This window comes from Arcobacter sp., from assembly GCF_050300555.1.
Classification (GTDB): domain Bacteria; phylum Campylobacterota; class Campylobacteria; order Campylobacterales; family Arcobacteraceae; genus Arcobacter.
In genome coordinates this window covers 75,118-101,851 of record NZ_JBNKXY010000007.1, presented here as the reverse complement: position 1 = coordinate 101,851, position 26,734 = coordinate 75,118, and the positions used below count along the sequence as shown (strand labels likewise).

The following is a 26,734-nucleotide window of genomic DNA, read 5'->3' as shown; positions in this document are numbered from 1 at the left end:
TTAATTAGCTATAATTTTTAATATAGGAGTAAATATGAAAGATATTTTAGCTGTTTCAATAGATGATAATGAACAAAATATAATGTTAATAGAAACTTTTGCAAAACATATAAATTTGAATATAAAAAGCTTTTTAGATCCTAAAGAGGGGTTAGATTATATACAAAATAATGAAGTAGATATCCTATATATTGATTATATGATGCCTAAATTAAATGGATTGGAAATCATCAAAGAGTATAGGAAAAATAATGAAGATACTCCTATTATTATGGTGACTGCTGTTAGTGATAATATTGAATTAAAAATAAATGCCTTTGAAGCAGGAGCAAATGATTTTTTATGTAAGCCTTTAGATTTAATTGAATTTAGATTAAGAACAAAAAATCTACTTGATTTAAGATTTGCAAAATTAAAATTAAAAAACAGAGCACTTGAACTAGAAAAAGAAGTAAAAAAAGCAACTAATGATTTAATTGAGAGGGAACATGAGTCTTTAGAGGTTTTAGGTAAAATTGCAGAGTGGAAAGATCCTGAAACAGCCCAACATATATCAAGAGTTGCCTGCTATTCAAAACTGTTAGCTGAACAATATGGTATGGATGAAGAGTTTCAAGAACTTATTTTTTATGCTTCACCATTTCATGATATTGGTAAGGTTGGAATTCCAGATAATGTTTTATTAAAAGCTGGTGTATTAAATGATGAAGAATTTACTGTGATGAAAAAACATCCTTTGATAGGTTATGAAATTTTAAAAGATTGTAAAAGTAAATTTTTGAAAATGGGAGCTGAAATTTCCCTATCTCATCACGAAAGATATAATGGAAGAGGATATCCAAATAAATTATCAGGTGAAAATATTCCAATTTCAGGAAGAATTGTAGCTATAGCTGATGTTTTTGATGCTTTAACTTCTATTCGACCTTATAAAGGTGCTTGGAGTTTTGAAAATGCAGTTGATTTATTGATTGATGAAAAAGGAAATCATTTTGACCCAAAATTAATTGATATATTTTTAGAAAATATTGATTCTATAAAAGAGATTTATTTAAAATTTCAAGAAAAAAAATAACTAAAGTTTTGCCCTATGAACATAGGGCAAAAATTAGTCTAATTTATTGAATTTGTAATTGAATCATATAGTAGGTTGTATTTTGAAATTAAGTAATCTTTTTCATTTTCACAGTTTGATTCTATCTCTTGTAAAATAGATATTGCAAATGATAAATTAACATTTAAGCAAGAATTCTTAATATAGTGAGCTTTATATTTAATTTGTTCACTATTTTCTTCTTCTATAAATGACTTTAATTCTTCTAAATCCTCAAAAATTTTTTCTTTAAATTTATCTACTATTTTTAAAGTAATCTCTTCTGGTAATCCTAATCTAGTAGAAATAGAATTTAAGGAAATTTTTTCTGTATTTAAAACTTCATCATTTTTTGGAAAACATTCATCTACTTTAACTAAATATTTAATAAAGAGTTTTTTTAACTCATTTATTTCAATTGGTTTACTCAAATAATAATCCATACCAAGGTCTAAAAATTTTTCTTTATCTCCTACAATTGTGTTTGCTGTTAGTGCAGAAATAGGGATGTTTTTTAGATTATTTTGTTTTTCATACTCTCTTATTTGTTTAAAAGCAGTTATTCCATCAACAACAGGCATATTTATATCCATCAAAATTAAGTCAAATATTTCACTTTTATATTTTTTTATTGCCTCTTCTCCATTTGAAACAATTGTTGATTTAAGACCAAAATTATTTAAAAGATAGCTAATAAGTTGTTGATTGTCTAAATTATCTTCAGCAACTAAAACATTCCCTTTAAATCTAATGTCTGTAGGAAAATCATCATTGTTAGTATGACAATTATCATTTAAGCAAGTGTTTAATTCTAAATCAAACCAAAATGTTGTTCCCTTATCAATTGAACTATCTACTTCAATTTTAGAATTTAATAAGTCAACTATATGTGTACATATGCTTAATCCTAAGCCCGTACCCTCATATGATCTGTTAGATTCATTATTTACTTGAATAAAAGGTTTAAATATTTCTTCAAGTTTATCTTCTGGAATTCCAATTCCAGAATCTTTTACTGTAAATCTTATGTTTACTTTATCTTTATTTGTTGATATGACATTAATATCAAAATTAATAGTACCAAATTGAGGAGTAAATTTAATTGCATTGCTTAAAAAGTTAGATAAAACTTGTCTTATTCTTACTCCATCTGTTAAAATGCAAGGTGGGATATTTTTATCAATATTTAATGATAATTTAATTTTTTTCTCAAGGGCTTTATTATTAAATAATTCAAAAACATCTTTACCTATTTCAAAAAGATTTGTTTTATTTAATGATATATCAAAATTACCACTTTCAATTTTAGAGATATCTAAAATATCATTGATAATATTTAATAAAGATTTTGCACTTGATTCTATAATTGATGCGTATTTACGATTAATAGTTGAGAGTTTAACTTCTTGGGTTAATATTTGAGAAAATCCTATTATAGAATTTAATGGTGTTCTTATTTCATGACTCATATTTGCTAAAAATGTAGTTTTTACTCTGTCTGCATTTTGTGCTTGGATTAGTGCATCTTGTAGGGACTGGGTACGTATTTTTACTTGATTTTCAAGTTGCTGATTCATATTTTGAAGTTCTTGGGTTTTTATTGATACTTTCTCTTCAAGATGTTCATTTAATTCTGTTTGTTTATCAATCAAGTTTTTGATTTTTGTTGTCATATCATTAAAGGATTGTTCCAAATTTCCAATTTCATCTTTTGATGTTATTTTTATCTTATAGTCAAATTCGTTATTAGCAAACTTTTTTGTACCTTTTAGCAAATTGTTAATTTTTGAAGTAATATAGTTTGACATCCAAATAGCAATTCCAATTATTAAAATAACCATAATAACTGTAATAATACTAAGCTCATTAATTAATGAACTAATAAAAAAATCAACTTCATCTCTATTTTCATCAAGGATATTTTTCATCTTTTTTGTTTGATTATCTAGTATGTAAGTTATGTTTTTTTTAGTCTCATTTGCTGCAGAGTGAAATTCATCAACATTTGCTCCAATAGTAACGAATCCAAAACCTCTTTTACTATTTTTATATTTTCCAGAATAATAAGGAATAGTTGCAGCTGTTGTTAATTTCCAAACATTACTCCAGTAGATAATAAAAGAACCATAGCCTCCATTTTTTGTAACTTGCATCCAACCACTACATTGGGGTGCGAAGTTTAAATATCTACAATCTAATGCAACATTTCCGTCTTTTAAAAGTTGGGAAATATTTGGTTTTTTTAAAAGAGATTGATCTTCAAATGTTGGATAATTTTTTAAAAAATCATTTATAGGTAGATTTGATTCTTTATATTTTTTTGCAACATCAGCACTTAGCCAAGGCATAACTTCTTCACCACTATTTTTATCATATCCAACAATAAAAAAATCCCTTGGATGAGATATATTTTTCCCTTCATAATTCCACATAAAGGCATAGTTTCCTTTACTTGCATCGGAAATATTTTGAATCGCATTCTCTTCAGTAGGATTTGATGTGTCTGTAAATTGCATAATATGTTCATGATCTAAAGCAAGGGAAATGTATCCAATTTTTTTGTTATTTTTAAATACAGGTGTTATAAATCTAATAATTCCTTCAAATTTTTTGCCATTTGGATTTTCTTTTCCTGCATAAGCATATTTCTCAGGCTCAAATGCTATATTTGCTTTAGCAGCTTTTTCTTTAGTAAAATCACCAATTATTTTTGTTCCAACGTATTCACCAATTACATCTGAAACATAAATTTCACCATTTTTTAAATTTGAAATTTCATTAAAATAGGTTTCAGAATTTATATAAGTATTTTTTTTATTTGAGATATCTAAAAGTTTGTTATTTATTTGAGAAACTTTTATTTTCTCTTTTCCTTTTAAATCAAAAAATGAAATCTCTTTATAGATTGGAATAGATTTTTTTTCTAATTTTATTGGATTTGTGTAGTTGAACTCTTTTTCATTATCTTTTAATTCAGCTTTGTCTTTTGTATTTTCTATAATTGTCTGTTTTTTTGTATTTATCCATTTATTTGTGACATCATCATAAATATATTTATCATGGATAATAATTTCTTTTTGTTTACTTTGATAAAAGTTTTCAAGAATATTTTTATTTAAATCAAGTTTTGACAAAAATAGTAAGTCATTATCCCTTTCATATAAAAAATCTGCAATTTTATTTGCTAGTTCATATGATAATCTTTCCAATGCCAATTGGGATTTTTTATCTAAGTTTTTAATACTATCTTTAATAGATGAATTCGCAGTATTAAGAATAATCTCTTTATTCTCATTGAAGAGGTATCTAGTGCTATTATTTAAATATTTTTCTAGGTTTAGAACACCTTGATAAGCTATAAAAGATATAATTAGTAAAGGAATAATTTTTATGAGTATAAAAAGAAGTATTAATTTTACTCTAATAGTGATATTTTTCATCTAGTCTCTTTTTTTGATTAAATTGTAGCATATTAAGATTTTTAAATGGGCTTTATAATTCCATTTTTTATCTCAATTTTCCCATTTAATTCATATTCATACACTATTGAGTTATATTTTTGTAAAGCTTCATCAAAAGTTGGATTACTTTTACAAAACTCTAAAAAATCATCATTTTCTTTATCAATAGATATTTTTGTATATATTTTTACAAATTCATCTATATCATAAATAATTTTTGCCTTTCCCTCTTTTATTAATTTATTTGTTCCTAAACTTTCATTTATTCTATGGGGTAAAATAAAAATCTCTTTTTCCATTTTTAAAGCAAATTCAACACTTCTTAGACTTCCACTATCTAAATCTGCTTGGGTTACTATTAAGATATCACCTAGTGCTACTACTATCTCATTTCTTTGCACAAAGCTATAATTAGTAGCTTTGAAATCTTTTTCAAAGGGTGAAAGCAATAAACCATTTTCTTCTATTTGGCTAATAAGTTTTTTATTTATCGCAGGATATTTATAGTTTATTCCACAAGGACTTACTAAAATTGTATTATTTATTCCTGCTGCTTTATGTGCTATTGCATCAACACCCATAGCTCCACCACTTACAATACAATTTCCAACTTGTGATAATCTAAGCGATAATTGATGGGTTAATAATTGAGTGTAATTTAAAGGTTTTCTAGTGCCAACAATTGATATCTTGGGTTTATTTAGTAATTCTAAATTACCTTTGTAGTATATGTTTTCTGGGTTATATTTTAAACTTTTTAATTCTTTAATCTCAAAATCAATAATTGAACTCATATTAATCCAAATAAATAATATAAATTATTATATCATAAGATAAACTTTGATGTCTAAAATAGATTTAAACTTATTAAATCTAAAAGTTATGTATTTTTTTAAAACTATTGATAGTACAATTAAACTACAATTTAAAAGGAGATATATTGAAAAAGGTTATTTTAAACGTCGGGTTGCTATTTATAATTACTCTTTTTACTGGTTGTTATAGAAGTTTGGATAATGCCACTATTTCTTCGATGAATAAAAATATTGAAAATACAAATCAACCATATGAGTTTGAAAAGTATAAAGATACTAATAGTGCAAGTTATTATTCTAATACAAAAATAAGAGGAGAAAAAGGTAAAAGTATAGTTCAATCAGAACTATTATTTAATGATATTATGAGAAATATTTATCTTAAGTGTGATTATACAGAATTTGATTTAGTAGAAAAAAGAGTAGTATCACATGAAGTTCCTTATTTTTTTGAAGTATGGGTTTTTAGGGATGAAAAATCTAAAACAAAAGATAAAACGACAGCTTTAGGAATAAATATGAAACAGTTAGCAAATGGCAATGGAGTTGATTTTTCTATAGTTGGTAATTGTCCAGCTACTCCAAAGAGTTTTGTTTTTACAAAATAGTAAAAAAGATTTAATTAATAGGTAGCTTATTTACATAAACTAAGTCTATATCTTTTAAAAGATGTTTAGATTTTTTGAGTACCTTCATAGTAATAGGATATGGATGACCTATGGCAATTGCTGAACCTGTTTTTTTTGCTATCATTATTGCTTTTTTAAGTTGATTTTGAATGTAGTTAAAATCTTTTTTATTATCTAAAAAAATATTTCTTGCAATATATGGCATATCAAACTCTTTTGTAACCTCTTTTGCAACACTATGGGATGTTGTTCTACTATCTATAAATTGAAAATCATATTTTTTAAGAGCTTTTATTAAATATTCCATAGATGTTTTATCAGCTGTAAAGATACTTCCTGTATGGTTATTTGTATATTTTACATTTGGATACCAAGCTCTAATTTGGGCAACTCTTTTTTCTATTTTTTCGTATGAATCGCCTACTTTTAAAGTATAATCTTCTTCAAATCTTGTAATACCAGCTTGTAGTGGAAAATGAACTAAAACAAAAGGCAATTTTTGAGCAATTTTTGCTGAGTCTTTATGTCCTTTTGTGGGTGGCATTAGTGAGATATTTACAGTATATCCAATATCATTTATATGATTGATTTGTGACTGTAAAGTTACATCATCAATTACGATTGCAAGTTTTGGTTTCGTTGATTTAATAGGTGTTTCAACAGCAACTTTATCTTCTTTTTGTTCATTTATTTGACCTTTATTTTCTAGTGAAGGAAGAGGAAACTGTTTTTGTGTTTTTTCTTCTACAAAGGTTTCATTATTTTCTGGAAAAACTTTTTTCTCAACAGTTTGTGGAGTATCTTTTTTCTCTTTTAAAACATCTTCTAATTTTTTTGAATCTTGGTGAATATACTCTTTTTCTAAATCTTTATTGTACTCTTCATATTTATCAACAACTGTTGTTTTTATATTTTTTTCATATTCTTCAAGTATTTTATCAAGATTATTTTCTTTTTCAAATTGAATATTTTGTTCTTGTGTTTTTGCTAATTCTTCTTTTTTTTCATTATGATTTTTTAAAAGAATAAAATATGCTGCTAAGGTTATTAGTAAAGAAAATAGTAGCAAAGCTAAAAATTTATTTATCGTGGAAATTTTATAGGTCTTTTTACTAGGTTTTTTACGTTTTTGAGTTTTTCTTTTTGCCATTAAGTTAGAAAATCAAAGTAAGGTTTAAAACCTTACTTTAAGATTAGTTTTTATTTAAATCAACGATTTTGCTTGAAGAAATCCAAGGCATCATTTCTCTTAATTTATTTCCTGTTTGCTCAATTAAAGAAGCTTTTGCATTTGCTCTTTCAGCATTCATTCTTGGATATCCAGCTTGACCTTCTAAGATGAAGTCTTTAGCAAATCTACCATCTTGAATCTCTTTTAAGATTTCTTTCATAGCAGCTTTAGACTCTGCATTGATAACTCTTTTTCCAGATACATAATCACCATATTCAGCTGTATTAGAAATAGAATATCTCATATCAGAAATTCCACCTTCATACATTAAGTCAACGATTAATTTTAACTCATGTAAACACTCAAAATATGCCATTTCAGGAGCATATCCAGCTTCAGTTAAAGTTTCAAATCCAGCTTGAACTAATGATACAGCTCCACCACATAATACAGCTTGCTCACCGAAAAGGTCAGTTTCTGTTTCATCTTTGAAAGTTGTTTCAATAATACCAGTTCTACCACCACCAATAGCTGAAGCGTAAGCAAGAGCTACTTCTTTAGTGTCTCCACTTGGGTTAGAACCAACTGCAATAAGGTCAGGAATTCCTCCACCTTTAGTAAATTCAGATCTAACAGTATGACCTGGAGCTTTTGGAGCAACCATCATTACGTTTGTTTTTGCATCTGGAGTAATTCTTCCATAATGGATATTGAATCCATGTCCAAATGCTAAATAAGCACCATCTTTTAAGTTTGGTTTGATTTCAGAATAGTAAATATCTGATTGGTTTTCATCTGGTAATAAAATCATTACTACATCAGCACCAGCAGTTGCTTCTGCAACAGTTTTTACAACAAAACCTTTAGCTTCAGCTTTTGCCCAAGAAGAACCACCTTTTCTTAATCCAACAACAACTTCAACTCCAGAATCTCTTAAGTTTTCAGCGTGTGCGTGACCTTGTGATCCAAAACCAATCATAGCTACTTTTTTTGACTTGATTAATTCGATATTACAATCTTTATCATAGTAAACATTTAATGCCATTAAATAATCCTCTTAAATAATTTTTGTGGATTATACCAAAAGTAACCTAAATGTAAATAAAAGAGTTATATAATGAATCCTTAAATTAATGAGATATTAGGATAAGTTTTGATTCAAACTATTTTTAGAAAAGTTATAAGTGGCAGTGAAGATTTTACGGAAAATGAAAAAGAGTATTTAGTGCCATTTATAAATGATGACGTTGTAAGTTCTGAAAATGGTATTTACAAACTTAATTCAAAATATAGGGTAGGGGTTATTAAAATAAAAAATAAAGTTGCTACTTTAAATGATTTGGATAATGAACACAAGAATTTAAAACTTGATATAAATGATTTAAATGGTGCATACAATAATGACTTGGTTTTAGTAAAAAGAGTTTTTAATCCAAGGTCTTCATTTAAAGCAAAAGTTGAAAAGATATTATATACAAATGCAAGCTCTCTTTTAGTTTATGTAAATAATGGTGAACTTTATAGTGTAAAAGAGGGAATAAAATTAGAGATTAAAAAAGATTTTAGTTCCTATGAAGATGGAAATATTTATGTAATAAATAATAAGACTTTTGAGATAGAAAAAGAAGTTGGAAATATCGAAGACCCAAAGGTTGACCAATTTATTTCACTATTTTTATATGATGAACTTATAAGACTTGAAAAGTATTTAGAAGTTGAAGCAAAAATGGATGATAGCAATTCTAGAGTTGATTTGACAAATTTAGCTTTTACAACAATAGACCCTGCAAGTGCAAAAGACCATGATGATGCAATTTATTTTGATGTAAAAGAAAACATACTTTATGTTGCTATTGCAGATGTTTCATATTTTGTAAAAGAAAATAGTGAGCTTGATAAACAAGCTTTGCTAAAATCAACTTCAATATATCTACCAAACAAAGTTTTACCTATGCTTCCTCCAGCTTTAAGTGAAGATATGTGTTCTCTTAAAGAAAATGTTGAGAGATACTCTTATGTTTTTAAAATATATTTAAATAAAAATAACGAAATAGAGAAATCAGAACTTTTTGAAGCAATAATAAAATCACATAAAAAATTCTCTTATGGAAGAATAGATAGGGTTATTGAAGGTAATCTTGATAAATATAATGAAACAGAAAAAGAGATTTTTGATTATCTATTGCCTTTATATGAAATTACCAAAAAAATAAGAGCTAAAAGATTACAAAAGGGTTATGATTTTATTAGTAAAGAGTATAGACAAAAATTAAATTATAACCTAGAATTAGAGAGTATATCAATAGAAGAATCAACTGCTTCTCATCAGCTTATTGAAGAGTGTATGCTTTTAGCAAACATAGAAGCTAGTAAAAAGTTAGGTAGTATTGGTATTTTTAGAATACATGATGAGCCATCTTTTCAGGCCTTATCAAAATTGGTTGATGAGGTAAATTTGCTTGGAATAAAAGCAGAAGTGAAATCATCTGTACATGAAACAATTACCCATATTCAAGAAAAAGCAAAACATAGTGTTTTAGTTGAAGAGATAAATGATTTGATTATTAAATCTCAATCTCAAGCAAAATATTCATCTAAAAACTTAGGTCACTTTGGGTTAGGTTTTGATTCATATTCTCATTTTACAAGTCCTATTAGAAGATATTCTGATTTAGTTCTTCATAGAATGCTAAAAACTAAAAAAATACCAGAATTTATTGATGATATTTGTGAACATATATCTGCAAATGAGAGAAAAGTGGACCAGCTTGTATGGGATTATGAGGATAGAAAATATGCAAGATGGGCAAAAAATCACATAGGAGAAGAGTTTAAAGCTCAAATAGTAGATACAGAAAGAGGGCTTGCAAAATTTTATAAAGAGATTCCAGGGCTTAGAGTTCATTTGGATAATTATAGGGGAGAAAAACTTTTTTTAAAAATAAAAGTTATAATTAAATCTAGTGATATTATGAGCAAAAATATAATTGGTAGTATTAAAATTTAAAACAACAAGTGAGAATTTAAATTAATGATTTTTTTATCAAAATTCAATTTAATTAATAATAGTTGGGAAGAAACATTAGTATACTTATGTATAATTATATTTGGAGCTATTCTTTATATATTTATGAAAAAATTTAATTTAAAGTTTTGAGATATTGGTATACCCCCTAGAAGTTAGATTTTTACTTTGAAAAAATAACAAATTAAATTAAATTTGTATTTATGTTATAATGAGTCAAATTAAATTACAGATAAAAGAACTAGATATGAGAGTAACAAAAGAGAACATTATAAATTATTTAAAAGAGATAAAAACTGAATTAGAAGCTAAAGGTATAGTAAAAGTTGCTCTTTTTGGTAGTTTTTCAAAAGATGAACAAACTGTTTATAGTGATATTGATATAGCTATACAAAAAGATAAAGAGTATCTATCTCAGCAAAATGCATATAATTATTTTGATACTATTTCTTTATTGAAAGAGAAAATAAAAACTAAATTTCATCGAAATATTGATGTATTTGATTTGGACTCTATAAGTAGTTTTAAAAAAAGTATTGAAAAAGAGTTGATATATGTTTAGTATAAAAGCGATTGAAAGAGTAAAAATCATACTAAAAAAGATAAATTTCATAGAAGCAATTATAGAAGAAAAAGGTTCTATCTCTTTAGCTTTAGAAGATGAACAAAATTCAAGGGCATCAATACTTATGCATCTTACATCAATATCAGAACAATTTGATAAATTACTTCACAATGGTGAATTAGAAGTCTTAGCATACTTTGATAAACAAGATATTAAAGGAAGTTATGAGTTAAGAAACTTTATAGCACATGATTATAAAGGTGTTGATTTGTATATAGTTGAAGATGTGATTAATCAAAGACTTCCTATCATAAAACAATCTATAAAAAATATGAAAATAGATTAAGAAGAAAATTTAATCATGTATAAAAAAGAGTTCGATGGATTATTAAGGGCAAATAAGGAGTTCTCTGCTTATATGTTTTTTGGTCAAAGTGATTATTTGATAGAAAAATATGCAAACATGGTAGCAGATAGTGTAGCTGCTGGTGATGACATAGAAAAAATATACTTTGATGATTTTGATTTTAAATATGCGAAAGATAAACTTCTTCAATCTTCACTTTTTGCAAGCAAAAATGTACTACTTATAAAACTTGATAAAAAGTTAAATAAAAATGAAACAATTGATTTAATAGAAGCTTGTAATATAAACAAAGATTCAAAGGTTATTTTTGCTTGTATGGGAGATGGTGATTTTAAAACTATGGGCTCTTATTTTACAAATCAAAATAATAGTGTAAGTGTAAGAATGTTTACCCCATATCCTAGTGAAGCTATACAAATACTTGAGGAAGAAGCAAGAGCATTAGGACTGAAATATGAAGTTTCAGCACTAAATCATCTTTTTTTTATGCACCGAAATGATTTAAATTTGAGTGTAAATGATTTAAAGAAATTAGCTATTTTAAATGAAGAATCAATCTCTTCTAAGTTAGTAGAAATTCACTGTTTTGGAATAGGAAGTGTTTCTTTAGAAGATTTTTTATTTAATTTATTAAATGGACATTTAGTAAAAAGAGATTTACATTTTCTATTAGAAGAGGGAATGAATGAGATAAATTTATTGACTCAAATTGCTGCATTTGTTCATCAGTTATTTATGATTAGTGCTTATTCAAGGACAATAGGAACACCAAATGCCAAAGAAATTTTAGGATATGTTCCACCTCAAAATATTTGGGAAAAAAAGACTCAACTGGCAATAAAAATAAAACCAGAAACTTTTTTAGAGCTATTTGATTTTTTAAATGAATTGGAATTAGATTTAAAAAGTTCAAAAATTCCAGATCATAATGCGTATATTCAAGCAAGTCTAAGAAAATTTTCAGATAAACTTAGATAGAATCACAGACTTTACAAAAACCTTGCTGATATCTTTAATGATACCGGCGAAAACTAAAAGGAGAATGAATGTCAAGAATGAAACATTATGAAACAATGTTTATTGTAAAGCCTACAATGACTGAAGAAGAAACTGTAGCACAAATTGAGTTAGTGAAAGCTAACATTGAAAAAAATGGTGGAGAAATCGTTGCTTGCGATGACATGGGAACTAGACAACTAGCTTATGAAATCCAAAAACATAAAAGAGGTCACTACTATGTGATTTATTTCAAAGCACCAACTGCTTCAATCTTAGAGTTAGAAAGAAATTATAGAATTAATGAAAATATTATTAGATTTATTTTCATTAAATATGAGAGTAAAAAAGAAGTTACAGCTTGGACAAAAATAAGCGACGAAGCAGCTAAAAAGTCTGCTTAAGGCATAATTTTATAAAAGGAGCCTCTAATGTATAATAAAGTAGTTATGATTGGAAATTTAACACGTGATATTGAATTAAGATATTTACCAAGTGGTGCAGCTGTTGCCAAAGGTGCAATTGCAACATCATATAGTTATAAAACTAGTACTGGTGAAAAGAAAGATGAAGTTTGTTTTTTAGATTTCAATATATTCAATAGAAGTGCTGAGGTTGCTAATCAATATTTACGAAAAGGCTCTAAAGTATTATTAGAAGGAAGACTTGTTTTTGAACAATGGACTGCTCAAGATGGAACTAGCAGAAGTAAACACTCTTTAAGAGTTGATAATATGAAAATGTTAGATACAAAAGCTGATTCACAAAATGTTAATACTGGGTATGAAGGTGAGTATTCTCAACCAATGACTCAACAACCAAGTGCTAATCAGTATAATCAACCGCAGTCAGGTCAAAACAGCTACGCTCAAGGTGGTATTAAAACTGAAAGTAGTTATAAAATACCAGAAATCGATATAGACGAAGACGAAATACCGTTCTAGAAAGAGGATAAAAAAATGGCTGAGAGAAGAAAATACGGAAAAAAATATTGTAAATATACTGAAATGAAAGTTGATTTCATTGATTATAAAAACATTGAAATCTTAAAAATTTCTATGAGTGAAAGAGGTAAAATTATGCCTAGAAGACTTACTGGAAATTCTAAAAGATCTCAAGAGATGGTAGAACTAGCAATTAAAAGAGCTAGACATATGGCATTAGTACCATATATTGTTGATACTAAAAACCTTACTGATGCTGCATACGCAAGATAAGTTTTAGTTTTGATATAAAAAAGGGGAAGAGTTAGCTCTTCCCCTTTTTTTATGTCTAAAATATAAAATAATTAGGAAAAATATTTTAGATTATTTTTATACTCTTTATTGTACAATTCTTAAATATAGATAAAAGGATTGTCCATGAAAATAGATTCTTATGAACTAAATTTACAAGCAAATAGTAGTTTTGTACAAAAATATGAAAAAAACATGAGTGCAACATCATTTACAAAAACAGAAAATCCAGATGTTAATGAAAGTAGTGATTCAGATGTAAAAATTGAGCCTAAAAAATTAGTTTTTAGTTCTGAAGCAGATTTATCAGTAGTAGATAAAGTAAAAAAAAGAATAATTGAAGAGCTTCTTAGTAATCTTTTACATAGTGTTCAAAAGATTAAACTTTATCCAAATAATAGCTCAAACAATGGACAATCAATGACAAACCCTTATTCTACAAATAATAATGAGTGGGGATTTGTCTATGAAAGCAAAGAAGAGTATTATGAAAAAACTACTATGGATTTTTCAGCAGAGGCTACTATAAAGACTGCAAATGGTGAATTTAAAATCAATCTAAATCTATCTTATTCTAGCGAGTTTTATCAACGCAATGAGACAAGAATTAACGCATATGGAAGGGGTGAAAATCCATTTTTAGTAGATATGCAAAAAGAAAAAGGTAACTTTGATAATGTACCAAAAGATATGGGCTTTGAATTTGATGTTAATAAAGATAAATCAAACAGTGATATATCTACATTACAAAATAATGTTAGCTATTTAGCATTGGATAAAAATGGAAATGATAATATTGATGATGGTAATGAGTTATTTGGTGTAAAGACTGGAGATGGATTTGGTGAATTACGTAAATATGATGAAGATGGAAATAATTGGATTGATGAAAATGATTCAATTTTTAATGATTTACGAATTTGGGAGAAAAAAGCGAATGGTGAAAGTTCACTTATAACTTTAGCAGAAGCTGGTATTGGAGCAATATATTTGTCAAATGTTTCATCTGTTAATGGAGGACAGAGTTCAATATTTTTAAAAGAAAATGGTGATGCAGGAGTTATTGGAAGTGTAGATTATAGGGTTTAGGAGAAGTTTATAACTTCTCCCAAACTACACCATTTGGTGTATCCATTACAGATATTCCTAATGCTGTTAATTCATCTCTAACACTATCAGCTGTTTCAAAATCTTTTATCTTTTTTGCTTCTGTTCGTTTTTCAATTAATTCTTCAATTTTATTTTTAGTATTCTCATCAATTCCAAATTGAAAATATTCATAAGCATCATTAAAACAGATTCCTAAAACTTCATTTATAAACTCAAAGTTAGCTATTAGTTCTTTTTTTAGATTTTTATCTTTTGGATTTTTATCTAAAATATCATTGGCAGTATTTACCATTTCATCTACTATAGAGATAGCTTTAGAGCTATTTATATCATCATTTAAAGCTTCAATAATTTTTGTTTTAAAATCACTATTTACAGTTGATGTAGCACTTCCATAAACTCTTTTTTTAACTCTATAATACTTATCAAGTCTTTTTTTAGAAGCAAGTAAATCTTCTTCATTGAAGTTAAAATCAGTTCTATAATGGGCTGTTAATAAATAAAATCTTACAACTTCTCCACTATATGATTTTAGTATGTCTTTTAGGAAAAAAGAGTTTCCAAGTGATTTACTCATTTTCTCTCCATCAATTGTAACAAAACCATTGTGCATCCAATATTTTGCTAACTCTTTGTGTGAAGAACATCTTGTTTGTGCAGCTTCATTTTCATGGTGAGGGAAAAGTAAATCAGCACCACCACCATGAATATCTATTTGATAGGCTTCATTTTTATATGCTAAGTGTTTTTGAATCATAGCACTACACTCGATATGCCATCCTGGACGACCTTTCCCAAAGCTAGCTTCAAAGGCTACATCATTTGCTTTTTCAAACTTCCATAAAGCAAAATCACTAGAATTTCTTTTTTGAGTATTTACTTCAACTCTAGCAATTGAGTTTTCATCACTTGCTCTTTTTGAAATATTTCCATAAGATTTATCTTTAGATACATCAAAATAAACACCATCATCAATTTTATAAGCAATATCTTTTGATAATAAGTCATTTATCATCTCAATCATTGCTTCTAAATTTTGTGTTGCTTTTGGTTCTAAGGTATTATCTAAGATATTTAAAGAGTGCATATCAGCTTTATATGCGTTGATATATTGAGTTGTTATATCTTCTAAAGATCTTGATGATTCATTCATTTTTTTAATGATTTTATCATCAATATCTGTGAAGTTTTTTGTCATAGTTACATCAAAATTATTTGCTTTTAGGACTCTATGCAACATGTCAAAAGCTATAGCACTTCTGGCATGTCCAAGATGTGAATCATCATAAACCGTAGGTCCACAAACATATATTTTAGCTTGATTTTCAACTATTGGTTCAAATAAAACTTTCTCTTTTTTTACAGAATCATAAATAAATATTTTGTTCATTATTTAAATAAAGCCTCTAGTTCTGAAGTATCTTTTGTTTTTTCTTCATTTGGAATTGCAGTTGATTCATCAGAAACTTTTGAATTATCAGCAACTTCATTTAATTCAATTTCACATTTTGTAAGCATAGAAGCAAGTCTAATATTTAGACCTGATTTACCGATAGCTTTAGATTTTTGGTCACTAGAAATTGTAACTATTGCTTTATCTTTACCATCTTGTCCCGCTGATTTTATAATTTGTACACTTTTAATTATAGCTGGACTTAAAGCACGTGCTACAAACATTTCAGGGATTGTTGAATATTCAACACAATCAATATTTTCCCCATGTAATTGTTGGCTAACAGCACTTATTCTTACCCCTTTTACACCAACTACTGAACCAATTGGATCAATTTGTGTTTCAACTGTTGAAAGGGCAATTTTAGCTCGACTTCCTGGGATTCTAGCACTTGCTTCTATTGTAATTCTTTCATCTTTTAGCTCAGGAACTTCAAGTGCTAAAAGTGCTTCAAGGAATTTTGGACTTGTCCTTGATAATTCAATAATTAAACCATTTGATTTATCAATTGTTACAGCTTTTACAACAGCTTTTAGAGTATCACCCACTTTAAAAGTTTCACCTTTAATTCTACTTTTTCTAGTAAGCATACCTTTTACTTCACCAATTTCAACAAAAGTATTTTCAGCTCTATCTACCCTTGTAACTGTACCATTAATGATTTTTCCAATTTTTGATTTATATTTAGATACAAGATTTTCTTCAATATATCTTTGTAATCTATACTCAAAATTGTTGTGAAGAATAGTCGCTGCATTTCTTCCCATGTTTTCAAATTCTAAGTCATAATCTAAAAAGTCACCGATATCTAAATCTGCATCAATCTCTTTGGCTTCACTTAAAGGAATAAAATTTTCTGGGTTAATGATATTATCATATTGGTCAACTTCTTCTCCAAGTAATCTTTTATCATCATCTTTTACAACTTCAATTTTTTGGAAAAGTTTTAATCTTTTATTTTTTCTATCAATTTCTGCATCAAATATCAAAGTGTGGTCAACCATTTTTTCACCAGTTTTGATTAATGCTTCTTTTAAAGCTGTTTCAACATTTTCAGCTTTGATTCCTTTTTCATAAGCGATAGAATCTAATATATCAATAATTTTATCCATTTATAACCTTTTTTTAACATTGAACTATGATTTTTTTGATTTTCAATGTGAATGTAGAACAATATTATATCTAAAACTTCTTTTATAAAAATAAAAGTAACTTTAAGATAAAATATATAGTTAAATTTAAACATAAAAGGCTTGTACAGATGGAATTATTGTTCGCAAGAAACGAATTAAATGAAAAACCAAAAAAAGTAAAAATTGAAAAGATAATTGAAGAGTTAAAAGAACTTGGAGAAAAAATATTTTATTTTGATAAAGATAATTCGCATAAAGATATGATGGCATTGGTTGATGCTTTAGAAGGTGAAGGTTATAATGTATACTTTAGAGAAGTAAGATATGGTTTAGCTGATGAAGAGTATATGTATGAGGTACATGCACTTTAATATTTAAAGTGAAATAATAATGAGTAAAGAAGAATCTAAAAAATTATTTATACAAACTCTTGGTTGTCAGATGAATGATACAGATAGCCAACATATTATTGCTGAGCTAGAAAAGTATAAAGATTATAAAACTACTGATAATATGGAAGATGCAGATTTAATTATTATTAATACCTGCTCCGTAAGAGAAAAACCAGTACAAAAACTTTTTTCAGAAATAGGGCAGTTTAATGCTAAGAAAAAAGATGGTGCTAAAATAGGTGTGTGTGGTTGTACTGCATCACACTTGGGAAAAGATATTATTAAAAGAGCACCTTATGTTGACTTTGTTGTAGGGGCTAGAAATATTTCAAAAATAAAAGATATTATTGATGTAAAAGGTGCTGTTGAAATTTCAATAGAAAATGATGACAGTACTTATGAGTTTGCTAGAAGTGAGACTTCTATGTACAAAACTTCTGTAAATATCTCTATTGGCTGTGATAAAGAGTGTACATATTGTATTGTTCCAGCAACAAGAGGTGATGAGATTTCTATTCCTCCTGAAATGATTATTCAACAAATCCAAAAAGATGTAAATAATGGTGCAGTTGAAGTTATGCTTTTGGGACAAAATGTAAACTCTTATGGAAGAAGATTTTCAGATGGAAGAGAAAAGACAACTTTTACAAAACTATTACAAGATATATCTAAAATAGAAGGTCTTAAAAGAATAAGATTTACATCTCCTCATCCTTTACATATGGATGATGAATTTATAGAAGAGTTTTCAAAAAATCCTAAAATAAGTAAATGTATTCATATGCCACTTCAAAGTGGTTCAACTTCTATTCTAAAGGCTATGAAAAGAGGCTACACAAAAGAGTGGTTTTTAAATAGAGCAGAAAAAATTAGAAAGCTTGTACCAGATGTTAGAATTACAACAGATATTATTGTTGCTTTTCCTGGTGAAACACAAGAAGATTTTGAAGATACAATTGATGTGATAAACAAAGTAAAATTTGACCAAATATTTAACTTCAAATATTCTCCAAGACCAAATACAGCTGCTTTAGAATTAAAAGATAAAGAAATAGCTGATGAAATTGGAAGTGCAAGATTAACTGAAGTTATAGAATTGCATAAAAAACATTTAGTTGAACATATGGATTCATATATTGGAAAAACTGTTGAGATTTTAGTAGAAAATCTAAAATCTGGCGGAGAAGTTTGTGGATTTACAGATAATTGGTGTCAAGTGTTTGTAAAAGGAAGTGATGAACTTCTTGGAAAATTTGTAAAAGTAAAAATAACTGATGCAACTAGAACAGCATTAAAAGGTGAAGTAATAAGCGAATGAAGCTTTTTTTAGTAACACGAGTTGTCCCATTTTTTTTGCAATTATTTGTTAGATTTGTATATTTAACAAATAAGAAAAATTTTCACCATCCAAAAGAGTTAAAAGATGATGTCTATATCGTATCTTTTTGGCATGGTGAACTTTTAATGCAACCATTTAATTACCAAAAACTTAAACCTAAGGGTAAGGTAAGTGCCATGATTAGCGAGCATAAAGATGGGGAAGCTATTACTAAAACTGTTGAGTATTTAGGAATATATTCAATCCGTGGTTCAAGTACTAGAGGTGGAACTAAAGCTTTAATTGGTGCAATAAAAGAGCTAAAAGGTGGAGATGATATTGCAATTACTCCTGATGGACCAAAAGGTCCTAGATTTTCAGTTGCCGATGGAATTGTTGCTATTCATAAGAAAACAGATGCTAAAATTTTAGCATTTAATTGTAAACCAAGTAAGTATTGGCAATTTAATTCATGGGATAAATTTGTTATCCCAAAACCATTTGGGGTAATTGATTTTTATATTAGTGAACCTTTTAGTGTATCCCACTTGGATATGCCTGAGGCTAAAGAGCTTATAAAAGAAAAGCTTTTAATCAACGCAATGAAATAAAGAGGTTGTGATGTTTGGAAAAGATTCTCAGTATGTAAGTATTTTAAAATATAATACACAATTGAAAATTGACTTTAAAAAACTTAAAAATGAAAATCTTGATAAAACCGAAGAATCTACTTTTATTATCCATGATGAAATTCTTTCAAGAGATATTGCTTTAAAAATAAATCAATGGCAAGAAGCAGTTCCTAAAACTTTTTTATCAACACTTTGTTTATGTGCAGATGAAAAAATAATCAATAAAACAAATAAAAAGTTAGTTGATTATGCAAAAGTTCAATTAAACAATAGTTTTGATGTGGTTGTAAAAAAAGAGAAACTTTTTGAGGTGGAGCACTATTTTGAATTTACAGGTTTAGATTATGTATTCTCACCTTTTCAAATATTAAATCTTCATTTAGAACAAAATCCAACTTCAAATACATTGGTTGTATTAACTGTTAGTGATTATATTTATATTGTAATTGTAAATGAGTTAAATAAAATAGTTTATAATAAAATCCAAAAAGTTGCTGATTTTAAAGAGATAAAAGATTCTAGATTTTATCAATCTGACGTTTTAGGCCAAAAACTTTATGATGAAGTTTATTCCCTTGAATTACAAAATTTTATTTCAAAAACTTTAAAAGAATACTATACAAATAAAAGTGATAATTTTGTAGAAAAGATTGATATTTTATATACAATAAAACAATTAAGTGATGAACAAATTCAGCAAATAGAAGATGATTTGATGATTAGTGTTCATTACCATTATATTTCATTAAAAGACTCTATTTATGAGCTTTCACGTGGTCCAAATAGGGTATTACAAAGTTATGTAAAACCAAGAGTTAAAAAAGGTAAATCATCTAGTAAATGGATTATTTTGTTGTTAGTATTTTTGCTTGCAATAACAGGGGCTGGAATTTACTATAAAGATAAAGTTATAGATGTAGTTCAAAAAATAAAAGAAGTTAAAAAAGAAGAACCTAAAAAAATTGTTGTAGAAAAAAAAGAACCCTTACCAAATCATATTAATACAAATAATGAATTAAAAGCTGATTTATTAGTTTTATTAGAATCAGTGCCATATGATATGGTTGTTGATAGTTTAGAACTAAAAAAAGACAACTCTACAATTACAGGAAAAATGTTAGCTCCAGATTCATATATAAAAGATATTCAACCTAAACTTTTACAATTTTATAAATACTCAAATATCCAAGTAAAAGATTCAAAAAATATTGCATTGGATGTGACTATATATAATAGTGAGCCAATAATTACAGAGTCAAATATCTCTAATGAACCTCTTCCTAAATATATAGATGATGGATTTATGCCAGTTAAAAGAGTAACAGATCAATTAAAAATAATCTTACCAAAAAGTGCGGTTTTAGTTTATGAATCAACATTTAATTTAAAAATTTCAACATATAATTTTAAAGTAAATATGATAATAAATTCGCCAGTGGAATTTTTTAAATTATTGGACAATTTAAATAAAGAGTTATACTCTATAAATGTATCTTATCCAATAATCTTTTTGAAAAATCAAGACTCAAGTATTGAAGTGAGTTTTGGGCTTCAATTCAGTCAAAATCTATAGATTTTGACTGAATTTTATGGTTTACCAAACTTTTAGTTCGTTATAAACAGAGTCCCTTTCAACTGGAATAAATCCAGAGTTTTTTATTAAATCAACAAAATAGTTTAGTTTCATTCCATTTGCACTTGCAGCTCCAGCGGCACTTTGAATAGACTCTTTTTCAATAGTTCCATCTAAATCATTTGCTCCAAACTCTTGAGCTACTAAAGCAAGTTTAATTGTTGAAGTTACCCAATAAGCTTTTATGTGAGGAATATTATCAAGTAAGATTCTAGATATAGCCATAGTTTTTAGTATCTCTTGTCCTGTTAGAAAATCTTTTACTTTTAAGAAGTTATTTTCTTTTTGATAAACTAAAGGAATAAAGGCATTAAATCCACCACTTTTATCTTGTAAGTCTCTAAGTCTTAAGATATGGTCAATTCTATGTTCTCTAGTTTCCACGTGACCAAAAAGCATAGTTGCATTACTTTGTTTACCTTTTTTATGCCAAAGCTCATGGATGTCAAGCCACTGTTGTGAAGTAACTTTTCCTCCACAGATTTTTTTTCTCACCTTTTCATCAAAGATTTCAGCCCCACCACCTGGCATAGAGTCAACTCCATACTCAATCATTAAATCAATAATCTCTTCATAAGATTTATTGTATTGTTCACTTAAGAAGTGAATTTCGGCTGCTGTTAGTGCTTTTACATGGATATGTGGGTAAGCAGTTTTTATTTTTTTGAAAATATCTAAATACCACTCTAATCCAGTTTCAGGATTATGAGCAGATACGATATGCACTTCTTTTATACCATTTAAAGAAGAGTTTTTAACGATTTCCATAATCTCTTCATGTTTTAAAGTATAAGGTTTAGGATTTTTTCTACTTGCACTATAGGCACAGAATTGGCATACATCTTTACAAATATTTGTTGGATTAATATGTCTATTTATATTAAAATAGCTTTTTTTACCATGTTTTTCTTCTCTTATTTTATTTGCATATTTACCCAAAACAAGAAGATCTAAATCATATAATTCTAAAGCCTCTTCATAATTTAATCTTTCATTTCTATTTAATTTTTCTAAAATACTCATAATTATTTACACTCTATCTCTTTTTTAAATTTTCCATTATGTTCATTAATTAAGCCAAAACACTCTTGTTTGCTTTCGTCATTAGTAAAGCCAACTTTAAATAATTTACTTCTTATTTTTGTTTCTTCATCTTCCACTTGAGAAACATTATAAACTATTACATTACTTACATGTTTATAACCTAGTGAATCTAAAACTTCTGTCATCTTAGCTTGTTTTGATAATGTAACTAATAAAAAAGCAATTATAGCTACAATAATTAAAACAATTATAATAATTATAGTTTTTTTAGGTAGTTTTCTTATTTCAGTTTGGCTCATTTTAAGAACTCCTTTAATGGTTTAAAATTATCTTCATTTTTATCATAAAAGTCTATATTTCCAGTTTCAATATCATAATACCAACCATGAATTAAAAGTTCATTTTTTTCTACTCTTTTTTTCACTTCAGGGTATGTAAGTAAATTATCAAGTTGATTTCTTATAGAGTTTCTTTCCGTTGCTCTATATTTCTCTTCATCATTTGTAAATTTGTTATTTAAAAGTGTTTTTTCTTTTGCTTTTTCACCTAGTTTAAGCCATACTTTTACATGAATCATTGTTGGATCATTACCAATATCATCATATAAAGCTTTGCAAGCCCCACAGTGTGAATGTCCACAAACTATGATATTTTTTACATTTAATACTGAAACAGCAAATTCAATTGCAGCTGCAGTTCCATGAAAATCCTCATCCATTTTATATGGTGGTACAAAGTTTCCAACATTTCTCAAAATAAACATATCACCAGGTTGGTTATTTAGCATTAAATCAGGGGTAACTCTACTATCTGAACATCCTATGAAAAGTACTTCAGGTCTTTGTCCTAGGTTAACACTATCCTTTAACTCTTTTTCAAAATAAGGAAAGTATTCTCTTTTAAATTTTTCATTTCCATCAATCAATCTTTTAATAGTTTGCATAATATCCTTCCATATCATATTCTTATGATGTTACAAACATTTTGTAAATCATTAGTTGAAACGTCTATTTTAGGTATGAGCCTAATAATAGCACTTTTTACTGTAGGTTGCCTAATAGCACCTACAATATAACCTTTTTCTAAAACTTTTTTCTGAATTTCTAAAACTTTTTTATTATCACCAATTTCATAGGCAACAATTAAAGATTTAACGTCAATATTTAGATACTCTTTTATAATCTCTTGACGTTTATTTATTTTTGTTTTTAGCTCATTTGTATTTGATAAAATATATTTTAAAGATTCATTGGCTAATGATATATCAAATAAAGATGGAGCAGTTGTATAAATAACTGCCTTTGCTCTATTTATCAAAAATTCAATTACCTCTTTTGAAGCTAAAATATATGCCCCATAACTTCCATAGGCTTTCCCTAGTGTACCCATTTTTATATGGTTCTTTTTTGGTTTTATTTTATAGTAATCAAATATTCCTAAAAGATTATCTCCTATAACTCCTGAACTATGGGCTTCATCAACTATTAGTAGCGCATCATATTTTGTAGCAATATCAAAGATTTCTTTAGGTGCAATATTTCCGTTCATTGAGTAAACACCTTCTATTGCAATTACAAATCTACCCTTTGAACTTCTATTTTTAATTTTGTTTTCTAAATCACGGTAATCATTGTGCGAAAAAAGAATAACTTGCTCTTTTTTTAATAGTTTAGTTGCAAGTATTCCGCTTGCATGGTACTCTTCATCTATGAAAAGAGTATCTCCTTTTCGTACTAAGGCTTCTATTAAAGAAAGATTTGCTAAAAAACCACTTCCCACAACTAAAGCATCTTCAAAATGGTTTGCTTTTTTTAAATCATCTTCAAAATTTTTATGAATAGTGCTATATCCATTTACGAGTATTGAGGCTTTTGGGGATTTATATTTTTGTTTTAAAACATTTTCATAGGCATTTTTAAAAAGTAGTTCATTTGATGAAAAACCCAGATAGTCATTTGATGCTAAATCGATTAGATTTTCATCAAATATAGTCCTTTGCCTATATAAATTGGATTTTTTTATAGCTTTAAGTTCTTTTTCGTACAAAAGAATCTCCATAAATTTAGTCATTTATTATATTTAAATATTCATTAAAGTATGATTTAACCCAAATCGCTATGGTTTTGCTACTTTTATAAGTTAGTATTCCATACTAATTTTTTATATGCAAGCACTTGAGAAGTATAACCTTAATATTTAGAATCACCAAGCTAAATACAAAGGTTATATTTTTAAACTCTCTTTAACTAATAAATCAGCAACCTCTTGATAAGCATAAACAAATTTTTTGATATTTAACTCTTTTAGCATCTTTTTCTCTTCTATACTATCAACTTTTACAACTAAGTTTGCATCTTTGTAAAATGATAATACAGCATTACAAATAAGGCTTATTTTATTTATATTATCAAGGGTTATGATGATACTTGAGGTTTCATCTGCTTTAAGTGATTCTAAAACTGGAAGCTTATCAAGGTGTCCAAAGTAGGCTTTAAAGCCTCTTTTTCTAGCAAGTAAAACGTGTCTTAAGTCATCAGAAATAATTACAAAAGGAACTTTTTTTTCTTCTAAGTTATTTGCAATCATTCTTCCAAGCATTGAGTATCCACAAACTATAGTATGGTTCTTTTGGTTAATTGGTGTAATTTTATCTGATTCATAAAACTCTACAACAAAATAAGAAGCTAATTTATAGATATTATTTACTATAAAAGGAGTTATAATCATAGAAATAACAGTAACTAAAATCAAAAATTTACTAAGTTCAACGGACAAAATGTTATTGCTTGCTGCTAGGGCAAATACGGCAAAAGAAAACTCTCCAACTTGACAAAGAGCAAGGGCAGATTTTACTGAATCACTTTTGTTCTCTTTAAATTGAATTATAAAATAGACCACTAAAGCTTTTATAGCCATTACAGATATGAAAATTAGTAAAACATAGTGTATATTTGAAACTAAAAATAGTACATCTATTTTTGTCCCAACAGAGAAGAAAAATGTACCTAATAATAAATCTTTATATGATGAAATATCCGATTCAACTTTTACTCTAAATGAACTATCTGCAATAATCATCCCTGCAATAAAAGCTCCCAATGAATAAGTAAATCCTAAACTATGCGCTAAAATTGAGGTACCAATTACTATAGATAAAACTGAGGCTAAAAACAATTCTTCAAGTTTTGTTTGAGTTGAAAGTTTTAAAAGCCAAGCTATTAATTTTTTACCAATTATAAACATAAAAGCAATAATAACAACTGCTGAAATAGCAGTTTTAAGTAGTACTTCTTGTAAACTTAATGTGTCATTTGATAAAAAGCTAATAAGCAAAAGAATTGGAATAACTGCTAAATCTTGGAAGATTAAAATTGCAGTTGACCTTTGTCCATAAGGCGTATAAATATCTTTTGATTGTTTTAAGTATGTTAAAACAATAGCTGTAGATGACAAAGAAAAGGCAAGTGAAATTATTATCGAAGAGTTTGTATCTATAGAAAAAATAAATTTAGAGATTACAAATATAATAATTGCACTAATAAAAACTTGTGCCAATCCATCAAAAATAAGAGTATCTTTCATTTTTCTTAATTTTTCAATAGGCATTTCTAAACCTATGCTAAACATTAAAAAAACAATCCCAAATTCTGCGATAAGATTTAGGGCTTCAAGGTCATTTTCACCGTTAAAATTAAATAGGGTACTTATTAGGGTACCTGTAATTATATATCCAAGTATATGGGATATAGAAAAACGTTTAAATATAATATTTAAAACCGTAGCAATAGATAGTGATATAAATAAAATAAATAGTATTGATTCCATATCTAATATTATCAAAAAAATAGCCGAATATTTTAATTCTTTGTATAAAAAATAATCAAAAAGTGTTATAATTTTTCAAAGGATAAATATGTTAGAAAGTATTAAAAAGTTTTTAAGTCATGGGAAAAGTCACGTTTTTGAAATTATTATAAAAGGTCTTTTTTGGTTAGCACCTATTGTTGCTATTTCTATTATTATACTTTGGATATATAATAAAATAAGTGTTGTAACTGGATATTTGTTTCAAATTATTGGTCTAAATCCTCAAAATTTTCCTTTTATTTGGACTATTGTTGGAGTTTGTTTATTAATTTTCATTGCTTATGTTATAGGAATTTTTGTTGAAACTAGTTTAGGTGATTTTATTCAAAAATTATATTCAAAAATTCCAGGATATGGGACAATTAAAGAGTTGATAAATATTTTCAATACTTCAAAATCTGGTGAAAAAAAAGTTTTAGTTGTACTTATTCATGGTTTTTCTAAAGAGGATTACAATATTGGTTTAATGTATTCAACAAAAGAGAGTATTGTAAAAGACCATTATACTGTAACTTTATCTATGACACCAATTCCAAATGGTGGTTATATGTTTGAAGTTCATAAAAGTAAGATTTTTGTTATTCAAGAAGCAACATTTGATAGTAATTTACAATATCTATTATCAATGGGTGTTAAATCAATGGCTGAAATATTAAAAATAGAACCAAAAAATATAGATGAGTTCAAAAATATTGAAGAATATTTAAAAAGTTAAAAATCTTTAAATATCTTTGATTTATAGGGGTTATTGAAACTAAATATTATTTTTCTTCTGATATAATTGTTTTCTTTAAT

26 protein-coding genes are annotated in these 26,734 nt (G+C 27.0%); 15 read left to right on the top strand and 11 right to left on the bottom strand.

Annotated features, from left to right (window positions below; translation table 11 throughout):
• Nucleotides 1-34 precede the first annotated feature (34 nt).
• Nucleotides 35-1,075 (top strand): HD domain-containing phosphohydrolase, encoded by a 1,041-nt coding sequence (locus tag ACQY5W_RS07005; protein ID WP_428024244.1) that lies wholly within the window; start codon nucleotides 35-37, stop codon nucleotides 1,073-1,075.
• Nucleotides 1,076-1,113: 38 nt separating this feature from the next.
• Here ACQY5W_RS07005 and ACQY5W_RS07000 read toward each other — a convergent pair whose 3' ends face one another.
• On the bottom strand, nucleotides 1,114-4,533 hold the full coding sequence (locus ACQY5W_RS07000; RefSeq protein WP_428024243.1) for an ATP-binding protein: 3,420 nt from the start codon (nucleotides 4,531-4,533) through the stop codon (nucleotides 1,114-1,116).
• A 41-nt stretch (nucleotides 4,534-4,574) separates the two neighbouring features.
• Nucleotides 4,575-5,348, bottom strand: a complete 774-nt coding sequence (locus ACQY5W_RS06995) for a DNA-processing protein DprA (RefSeq protein ID WP_428024242.1) — start codon at nucleotides 5,346-5,348, stop codon at nucleotides 4,575-4,577.
• Between the two features lie 146 nt (nucleotides 5,349-5,494).
• Between ACQY5W_RS06995 and ACQY5W_RS06990 the strand changes: the two genes are divergently transcribed.
• Nucleotides 5,495-5,977, top strand: a complete 483-nt coding sequence (locus ACQY5W_RS06990; RefSeq protein ID WP_428024241.1) for a hypothetical protein — start codon at nucleotides 5,495-5,497, stop codon at nucleotides 5,975-5,977.
• Between the two features lie 10 nt (nucleotides 5,978-5,987).
• Here ACQY5W_RS06990 and ACQY5W_RS06985 read toward each other — a convergent pair whose 3' ends face one another.
• Nucleotides 5,988-7,148 carry a divergent polysaccharide deacetylase family protein gene (locus ACQY5W_RS06985; protein WP_428024240.1) on the bottom strand — a complete coding sequence of 387 codons (1,161 nt, stop codon included), beginning with the start codon at nucleotides 7,146-7,148 and terminating at the stop codon, nucleotides 5,988-5,990.
• A 43-nt stretch (nucleotides 7,149-7,191) separates the two neighbouring features.
• Nucleotides 7,192-8,214 carry a ketol-acid reductoisomerase gene (gene ilvC / locus ACQY5W_RS06980; RefSeq protein ID WP_428024239.1) on the bottom strand — a complete coding sequence of 341 codons (1,023 nt, stop codon included), beginning with the start codon at nucleotides 8,212-8,214 and terminating at the stop codon, nucleotides 7,192-7,194.
• Between the two features lie 108 nt (nucleotides 8,215-8,322).
• On the opposite strand from ilvC, the gene ACQY5W_RS06975 reads away from it, so the two are divergent.
• The 8 genes from ACQY5W_RS06975 to ACQY5W_RS06940 all read left to right on the top strand — a co-directional run bounded on the left by ACQY5W_RS06975 (nucleotide 8,323) and on the right by ACQY5W_RS06940 (nucleotide 14,446).
• Nucleotides 8,323-10,176, top strand: a complete 1,854-nt coding sequence (locus ACQY5W_RS06975; protein WP_428024238.1) for an RNB domain-containing ribonuclease — start codon at nucleotides 8,323-8,325, stop codon at nucleotides 10,174-10,176.
• A 229-nt stretch (nucleotides 10,177-10,405) separates the two neighbouring features.
• On the top strand, nucleotides 10,406-10,756 hold the full coding sequence (locus tag ACQY5W_RS06970; protein WP_428024237.1) for a nucleotidyltransferase family protein: 351 nt from the start codon (nucleotides 10,406-10,408) through the stop codon (nucleotides 10,754-10,756).
• The gene (locus tag ACQY5W_RS06965; RefSeq protein WP_428024236.1) at nucleotides 10,749-11,105 is read left to right on the top strand and encodes a HepT-like ribonuclease domain-containing protein; all 357 of its coding nucleotides are present in this window, start codon (nucleotides 10,749-10,751) and stop codon (nucleotides 11,103-11,105) included. Before ACQY5W_RS06970 ends, ACQY5W_RS06965 begins: the two co-directional genes overlap by 8 nt.
• A 15-nt stretch (nucleotides 11,106-11,120) precedes the next feature.
• A complete protein-coding gene (gene holA, locus ACQY5W_RS06960) occupies nucleotides 11,121-12,104 on the top strand; it encodes a DNA polymerase III subunit delta (protein ID WP_428024235.1) in 984 nt (327 codons plus the stop codon).
• Nucleotides 12,105-12,172: 68 nt separating this feature from the next.
• Entirely contained in the window at nucleotides 12,173-12,526 is a 354-nt protein-coding gene (rpsF, locus tag ACQY5W_RS06955; protein WP_428024234.1) for a 30S ribosomal protein S6, read from the top strand.
• Nucleotides 12,527-12,553: 27 nt separating this feature from the next.
• A complete protein-coding gene (locus tag ACQY5W_RS06950; protein WP_428024233.1) occupies nucleotides 12,554-13,066 on the top strand; it encodes a single-stranded DNA-binding protein in 513 nt (170 codons plus the stop codon).
• 15 nt (nucleotides 13,067-13,081) lie between these two features.
• Entirely contained in the window at nucleotides 13,082-13,339 is a 258-nt protein-coding gene (gene rpsR, locus ACQY5W_RS06945) for a 30S ribosomal protein S18 (RefSeq protein WP_428024232.1), read from the top strand.
• A gap of 144 nt (nucleotides 13,340-13,483) precedes the next feature.
• Nucleotides 13,484-14,446: a hypothetical protein gene (locus ACQY5W_RS06940; RefSeq protein WP_428024231.1), complete on the top strand. Its 963-nt coding sequence runs from the start codon at nucleotides 13,484-13,486 to the stop codon at nucleotides 14,444-14,446.
• A gap of 7 nt (nucleotides 14,447-14,453) precedes the next feature.
• Here ACQY5W_RS06940 and cysS read toward each other — a convergent pair whose 3' ends face one another.
• A complete protein-coding gene (cysS, locus tag ACQY5W_RS06935) occupies nucleotides 14,454-15,848 on the bottom strand; it encodes a cysteine--tRNA ligase (RefSeq protein WP_428024298.1) in 1,395 nt (464 codons plus the stop codon).
• Between the two features lie 8 nt (nucleotides 15,849-15,856).
• Nucleotides 15,857-17,032, bottom strand: a complete 1,176-nt coding sequence (nusA, locus tag ACQY5W_RS06930) for a transcription termination factor NusA (RefSeq protein WP_428024230.1) — start codon at nucleotides 17,030-17,032, stop codon at nucleotides 15,857-15,859.
• Nucleotides 17,033-17,181: 149 nt separating this feature from the next.
• Here nusA and ACQY5W_RS06925 point away from each other — a divergent pair, with 149 nt between their 5' ends.
• The 4 genes from ACQY5W_RS06925 to ACQY5W_RS06910 are packed head-to-tail and all read left to right on the top strand — an operon-like array spanning nucleotide 17,182 to nucleotide 20,968.
• Complete coding sequence (locus ACQY5W_RS06925; RefSeq protein WP_428024229.1) at nucleotides 17,182-17,424, top strand: HP0268 family nuclease; 243 nt, start codon at nucleotides 17,182-17,184, stop codon at nucleotides 17,422-17,424.
• 19 nt (nucleotides 17,425-17,443) lie between these two features.
• Complete coding sequence (miaB, locus tag ACQY5W_RS06920) at nucleotides 17,444-18,763, top strand: tRNA (N6-isopentenyl adenosine(37)-C2)-methylthiotransferase MiaB (protein WP_428024228.1); 1,320 nt, start codon at nucleotides 17,444-17,446, stop codon at nucleotides 18,761-18,763.
• Nucleotides 18,760-19,374 carry a lysophospholipid acyltransferase family protein gene (locus ACQY5W_RS06915; protein WP_428024227.1) on the top strand — a complete coding sequence of 205 codons (615 nt, stop codon included), beginning with the start codon at nucleotides 18,760-18,762 and terminating at the stop codon, nucleotides 19,372-19,374. Before miaB ends, ACQY5W_RS06915 begins: the two co-directional genes overlap by 4 nt.
• Nucleotides 19,375-19,384: 10 nt before the next feature.
• Entirely contained in the window at nucleotides 19,385-20,968 is a 1,584-nt protein-coding gene (locus ACQY5W_RS06910; protein ID WP_428024226.1) for a hypothetical protein, read from the top strand.
• Between the two features lie 21 nt (nucleotides 20,969-20,989).
• Here the strand turns inward: ACQY5W_RS06910 and mqnE are convergent, their stop codons facing one another.
• The 5 genes from mqnE to ACQY5W_RS06885 all read right to left on the bottom strand — a co-directional run bounded on the left by mqnE (nucleotide 20,990) and on the right by ACQY5W_RS06885 (nucleotide 25,912).
• A complete protein-coding gene (gene mqnE / locus ACQY5W_RS06905; protein WP_428024225.1) occupies nucleotides 20,990-22,051 on the bottom strand; it encodes an aminofutalosine synthase MqnE in 1,062 nt (353 codons plus the stop codon).
• 2 nt (nucleotides 22,052-22,053) lie between these two features.
• Nucleotides 22,054-22,371, bottom strand: coding sequence for a hypothetical protein (locus tag ACQY5W_RS06900; RefSeq protein ID WP_428024224.1), 318 nt, complete (start codon nucleotides 22,369-22,371; stop codon nucleotides 22,054-22,056).
• Nucleotides 22,368-23,015: a carbonic anhydrase gene (locus tag ACQY5W_RS06895; RefSeq protein ID WP_428024223.1), complete on the bottom strand. Its 648-nt coding sequence runs from the start codon at nucleotides 23,013-23,015 to the stop codon at nucleotides 22,368-22,370. Before ACQY5W_RS06895 ends, ACQY5W_RS06900 begins: the two co-directional genes overlap by 4 nt.
• A gap of 14 nt (nucleotides 23,016-23,029) precedes the next feature.
• Nucleotides 23,030-24,118, bottom strand: coding sequence for an aminotransferase class I/II-fold pyridoxal phosphate-dependent enzyme (locus ACQY5W_RS06890; RefSeq protein WP_428024222.1), 1,089 nt, complete (start codon nucleotides 24,116-24,118; stop codon nucleotides 23,030-23,032).
• Nucleotides 24,119-24,295: 177 nt separating this feature from the next.
• Nucleotides 24,296-25,912, bottom strand: a complete 1,617-nt coding sequence (locus tag ACQY5W_RS06885) for a cation:proton antiporter (RefSeq protein ID WP_428024221.1) — start codon at nucleotides 25,910-25,912, stop codon at nucleotides 24,296-24,298.
• Nucleotides 25,913-25,985: 73 nt separating this feature from the next.
• On the opposite strand from ACQY5W_RS06885, the gene ACQY5W_RS06880 reads away from it, so the two are divergent.
• Nucleotides 25,986-26,654, top strand: a complete 669-nt coding sequence (locus ACQY5W_RS06880) for a DUF502 domain-containing protein (RefSeq protein WP_428024220.1) — start codon at nucleotides 25,986-25,988, stop codon at nucleotides 26,652-26,654.
• The last annotated feature ends 80 nt before the right edge of the window (nucleotides 26,655-26,734 follow it).

What these genes read in the sequence shown, in the direction of transcription:
- ACQY5W_RS06925 (WP_428024229.1), top strand. Translation starts at nt 17,182, where the DNA reads ATGGAATTATTGTTCGCAAGAAACGAATTAAATGAAAAACCAAAAAAA.
- ACQY5W_RS06950 (WP_428024233.1), top strand. Translation starts at nt 12,554, where the DNA reads ATGTATAATAAAGTAGTTATGATTGGAAATTTAACACGTGATATTGAA.
- rpsF (WP_428024234.1), top strand. Translation starts at nt 12,173, where the DNA reads ATGTCAAGAATGAAACATTATGAAACAATGTTTATTGTAAAGCCTACA.
- miaB (WP_428024228.1), top strand. Translation starts at nt 17,444, where the DNA reads ATGAGTAAAGAAGAATCTAAAAAATTATTTATACAAACTCTTGGTTGT.
- ACQY5W_RS06985 (WP_428024240.1), bottom strand. Translation starts at nt 7,148, where the DNA reads ATGGCAAAAAGAAAAACTCAAAAACGTAAAAAACCTAGTAAAAAGACC.
- nusA (WP_428024230.1), bottom strand. Translation starts at nt 17,032, where the DNA reads ATGGATAAAATTATTGATATATTAGATTCTATCGCTTATGAAAAAGGA.
- ACQY5W_RS06895 (WP_428024223.1), bottom strand. Translation starts at nt 23,015, where the DNA reads ATGCAAACTATTAAAAGATTGATTGATGGAAATGAAAAATTTAAAAGA.
- ACQY5W_RS06900 (WP_428024224.1), bottom strand. Translation starts at nt 22,371, where the DNA reads ATGAGCCAAACTGAAATAAGAAAACTACCTAAAAAAACTATAATTATT.
- ACQY5W_RS06880 (WP_428024220.1), top strand. Translation starts at nt 25,986, where the DNA reads ATGTTAGAAAGTATTAAAAAGTTTTTAAGTCATGGGAAAAGTCACGTT.
- ACQY5W_RS06995 (WP_428024242.1), bottom strand. Translation starts at nt 5,348, where the DNA reads ATGAGTTCAATTATTGATTTTGAGATTAAAGAATTAAAAAGTTTAAAA.
- rpsR (WP_428024232.1), top strand. Translation starts at nt 13,082, where the DNA reads ATGGCTGAGAGAAGAAAATACGGAAAAAAATATTGTAAATATACTGAA.
- ACQY5W_RS06940 (WP_428024231.1), top strand. Translation starts at nt 13,484, where the DNA reads ATGAAAATAGATTCTTATGAACTAAATTTACAAGCAAATAGTAGTTTT.
- ACQY5W_RS06965 (WP_428024236.1), top strand. Translation starts at nt 10,749, where the DNA reads ATGTTTAGTATAAAAGCGATTGAAAGAGTAAAAATCATACTAAAAAAG.
- ACQY5W_RS06970 (WP_428024237.1), top strand. Translation starts at nt 10,406, where the DNA reads ATGAGTCAAATTAAATTACAGATAAAAGAACTAGATATGAGAGTAACA.
- ACQY5W_RS07005 (WP_428024244.1), top strand. Translation starts at nt 35, where the DNA reads ATGAAAGATATTTTAGCTGTTTCAATAGATGATAATGAACAAAATATA.
- ilvC (WP_428024239.1), bottom strand. Translation starts at nt 8,214, where the DNA reads ATGGCATTAAATGTTTACTATGATAAAGATTGTAATATCGAATTAATC.
- holA (WP_428024235.1), top strand. Translation starts at nt 11,121, where the DNA reads ATGTATAAAAAAGAGTTCGATGGATTATTAAGGGCAAATAAGGAGTTC.
- ACQY5W_RS06910 (WP_428024226.1), top strand. Translation starts at nt 19,385, where the DNA reads ATGTTTGGAAAAGATTCTCAGTATGTAAGTATTTTAAAATATAATACA.
- ACQY5W_RS07000 (WP_428024243.1), bottom strand. Translation starts at nt 4,533, where the DNA reads ATGAAAAATATCACTATTAGAGTAAAATTAATACTTCTTTTTATACTC.
- mqnE (WP_428024225.1), bottom strand. Translation starts at nt 22,051, where the DNA reads ATGAGTATTTTAGAAAAATTAAATAGAAATGAAAGATTAAATTATGAA.
- ACQY5W_RS06915 (WP_428024227.1), top strand. Translation starts at nt 18,760, where the DNA reads ATGAAGCTTTTTTTAGTAACACGAGTTGTCCCATTTTTTTTGCAATTA.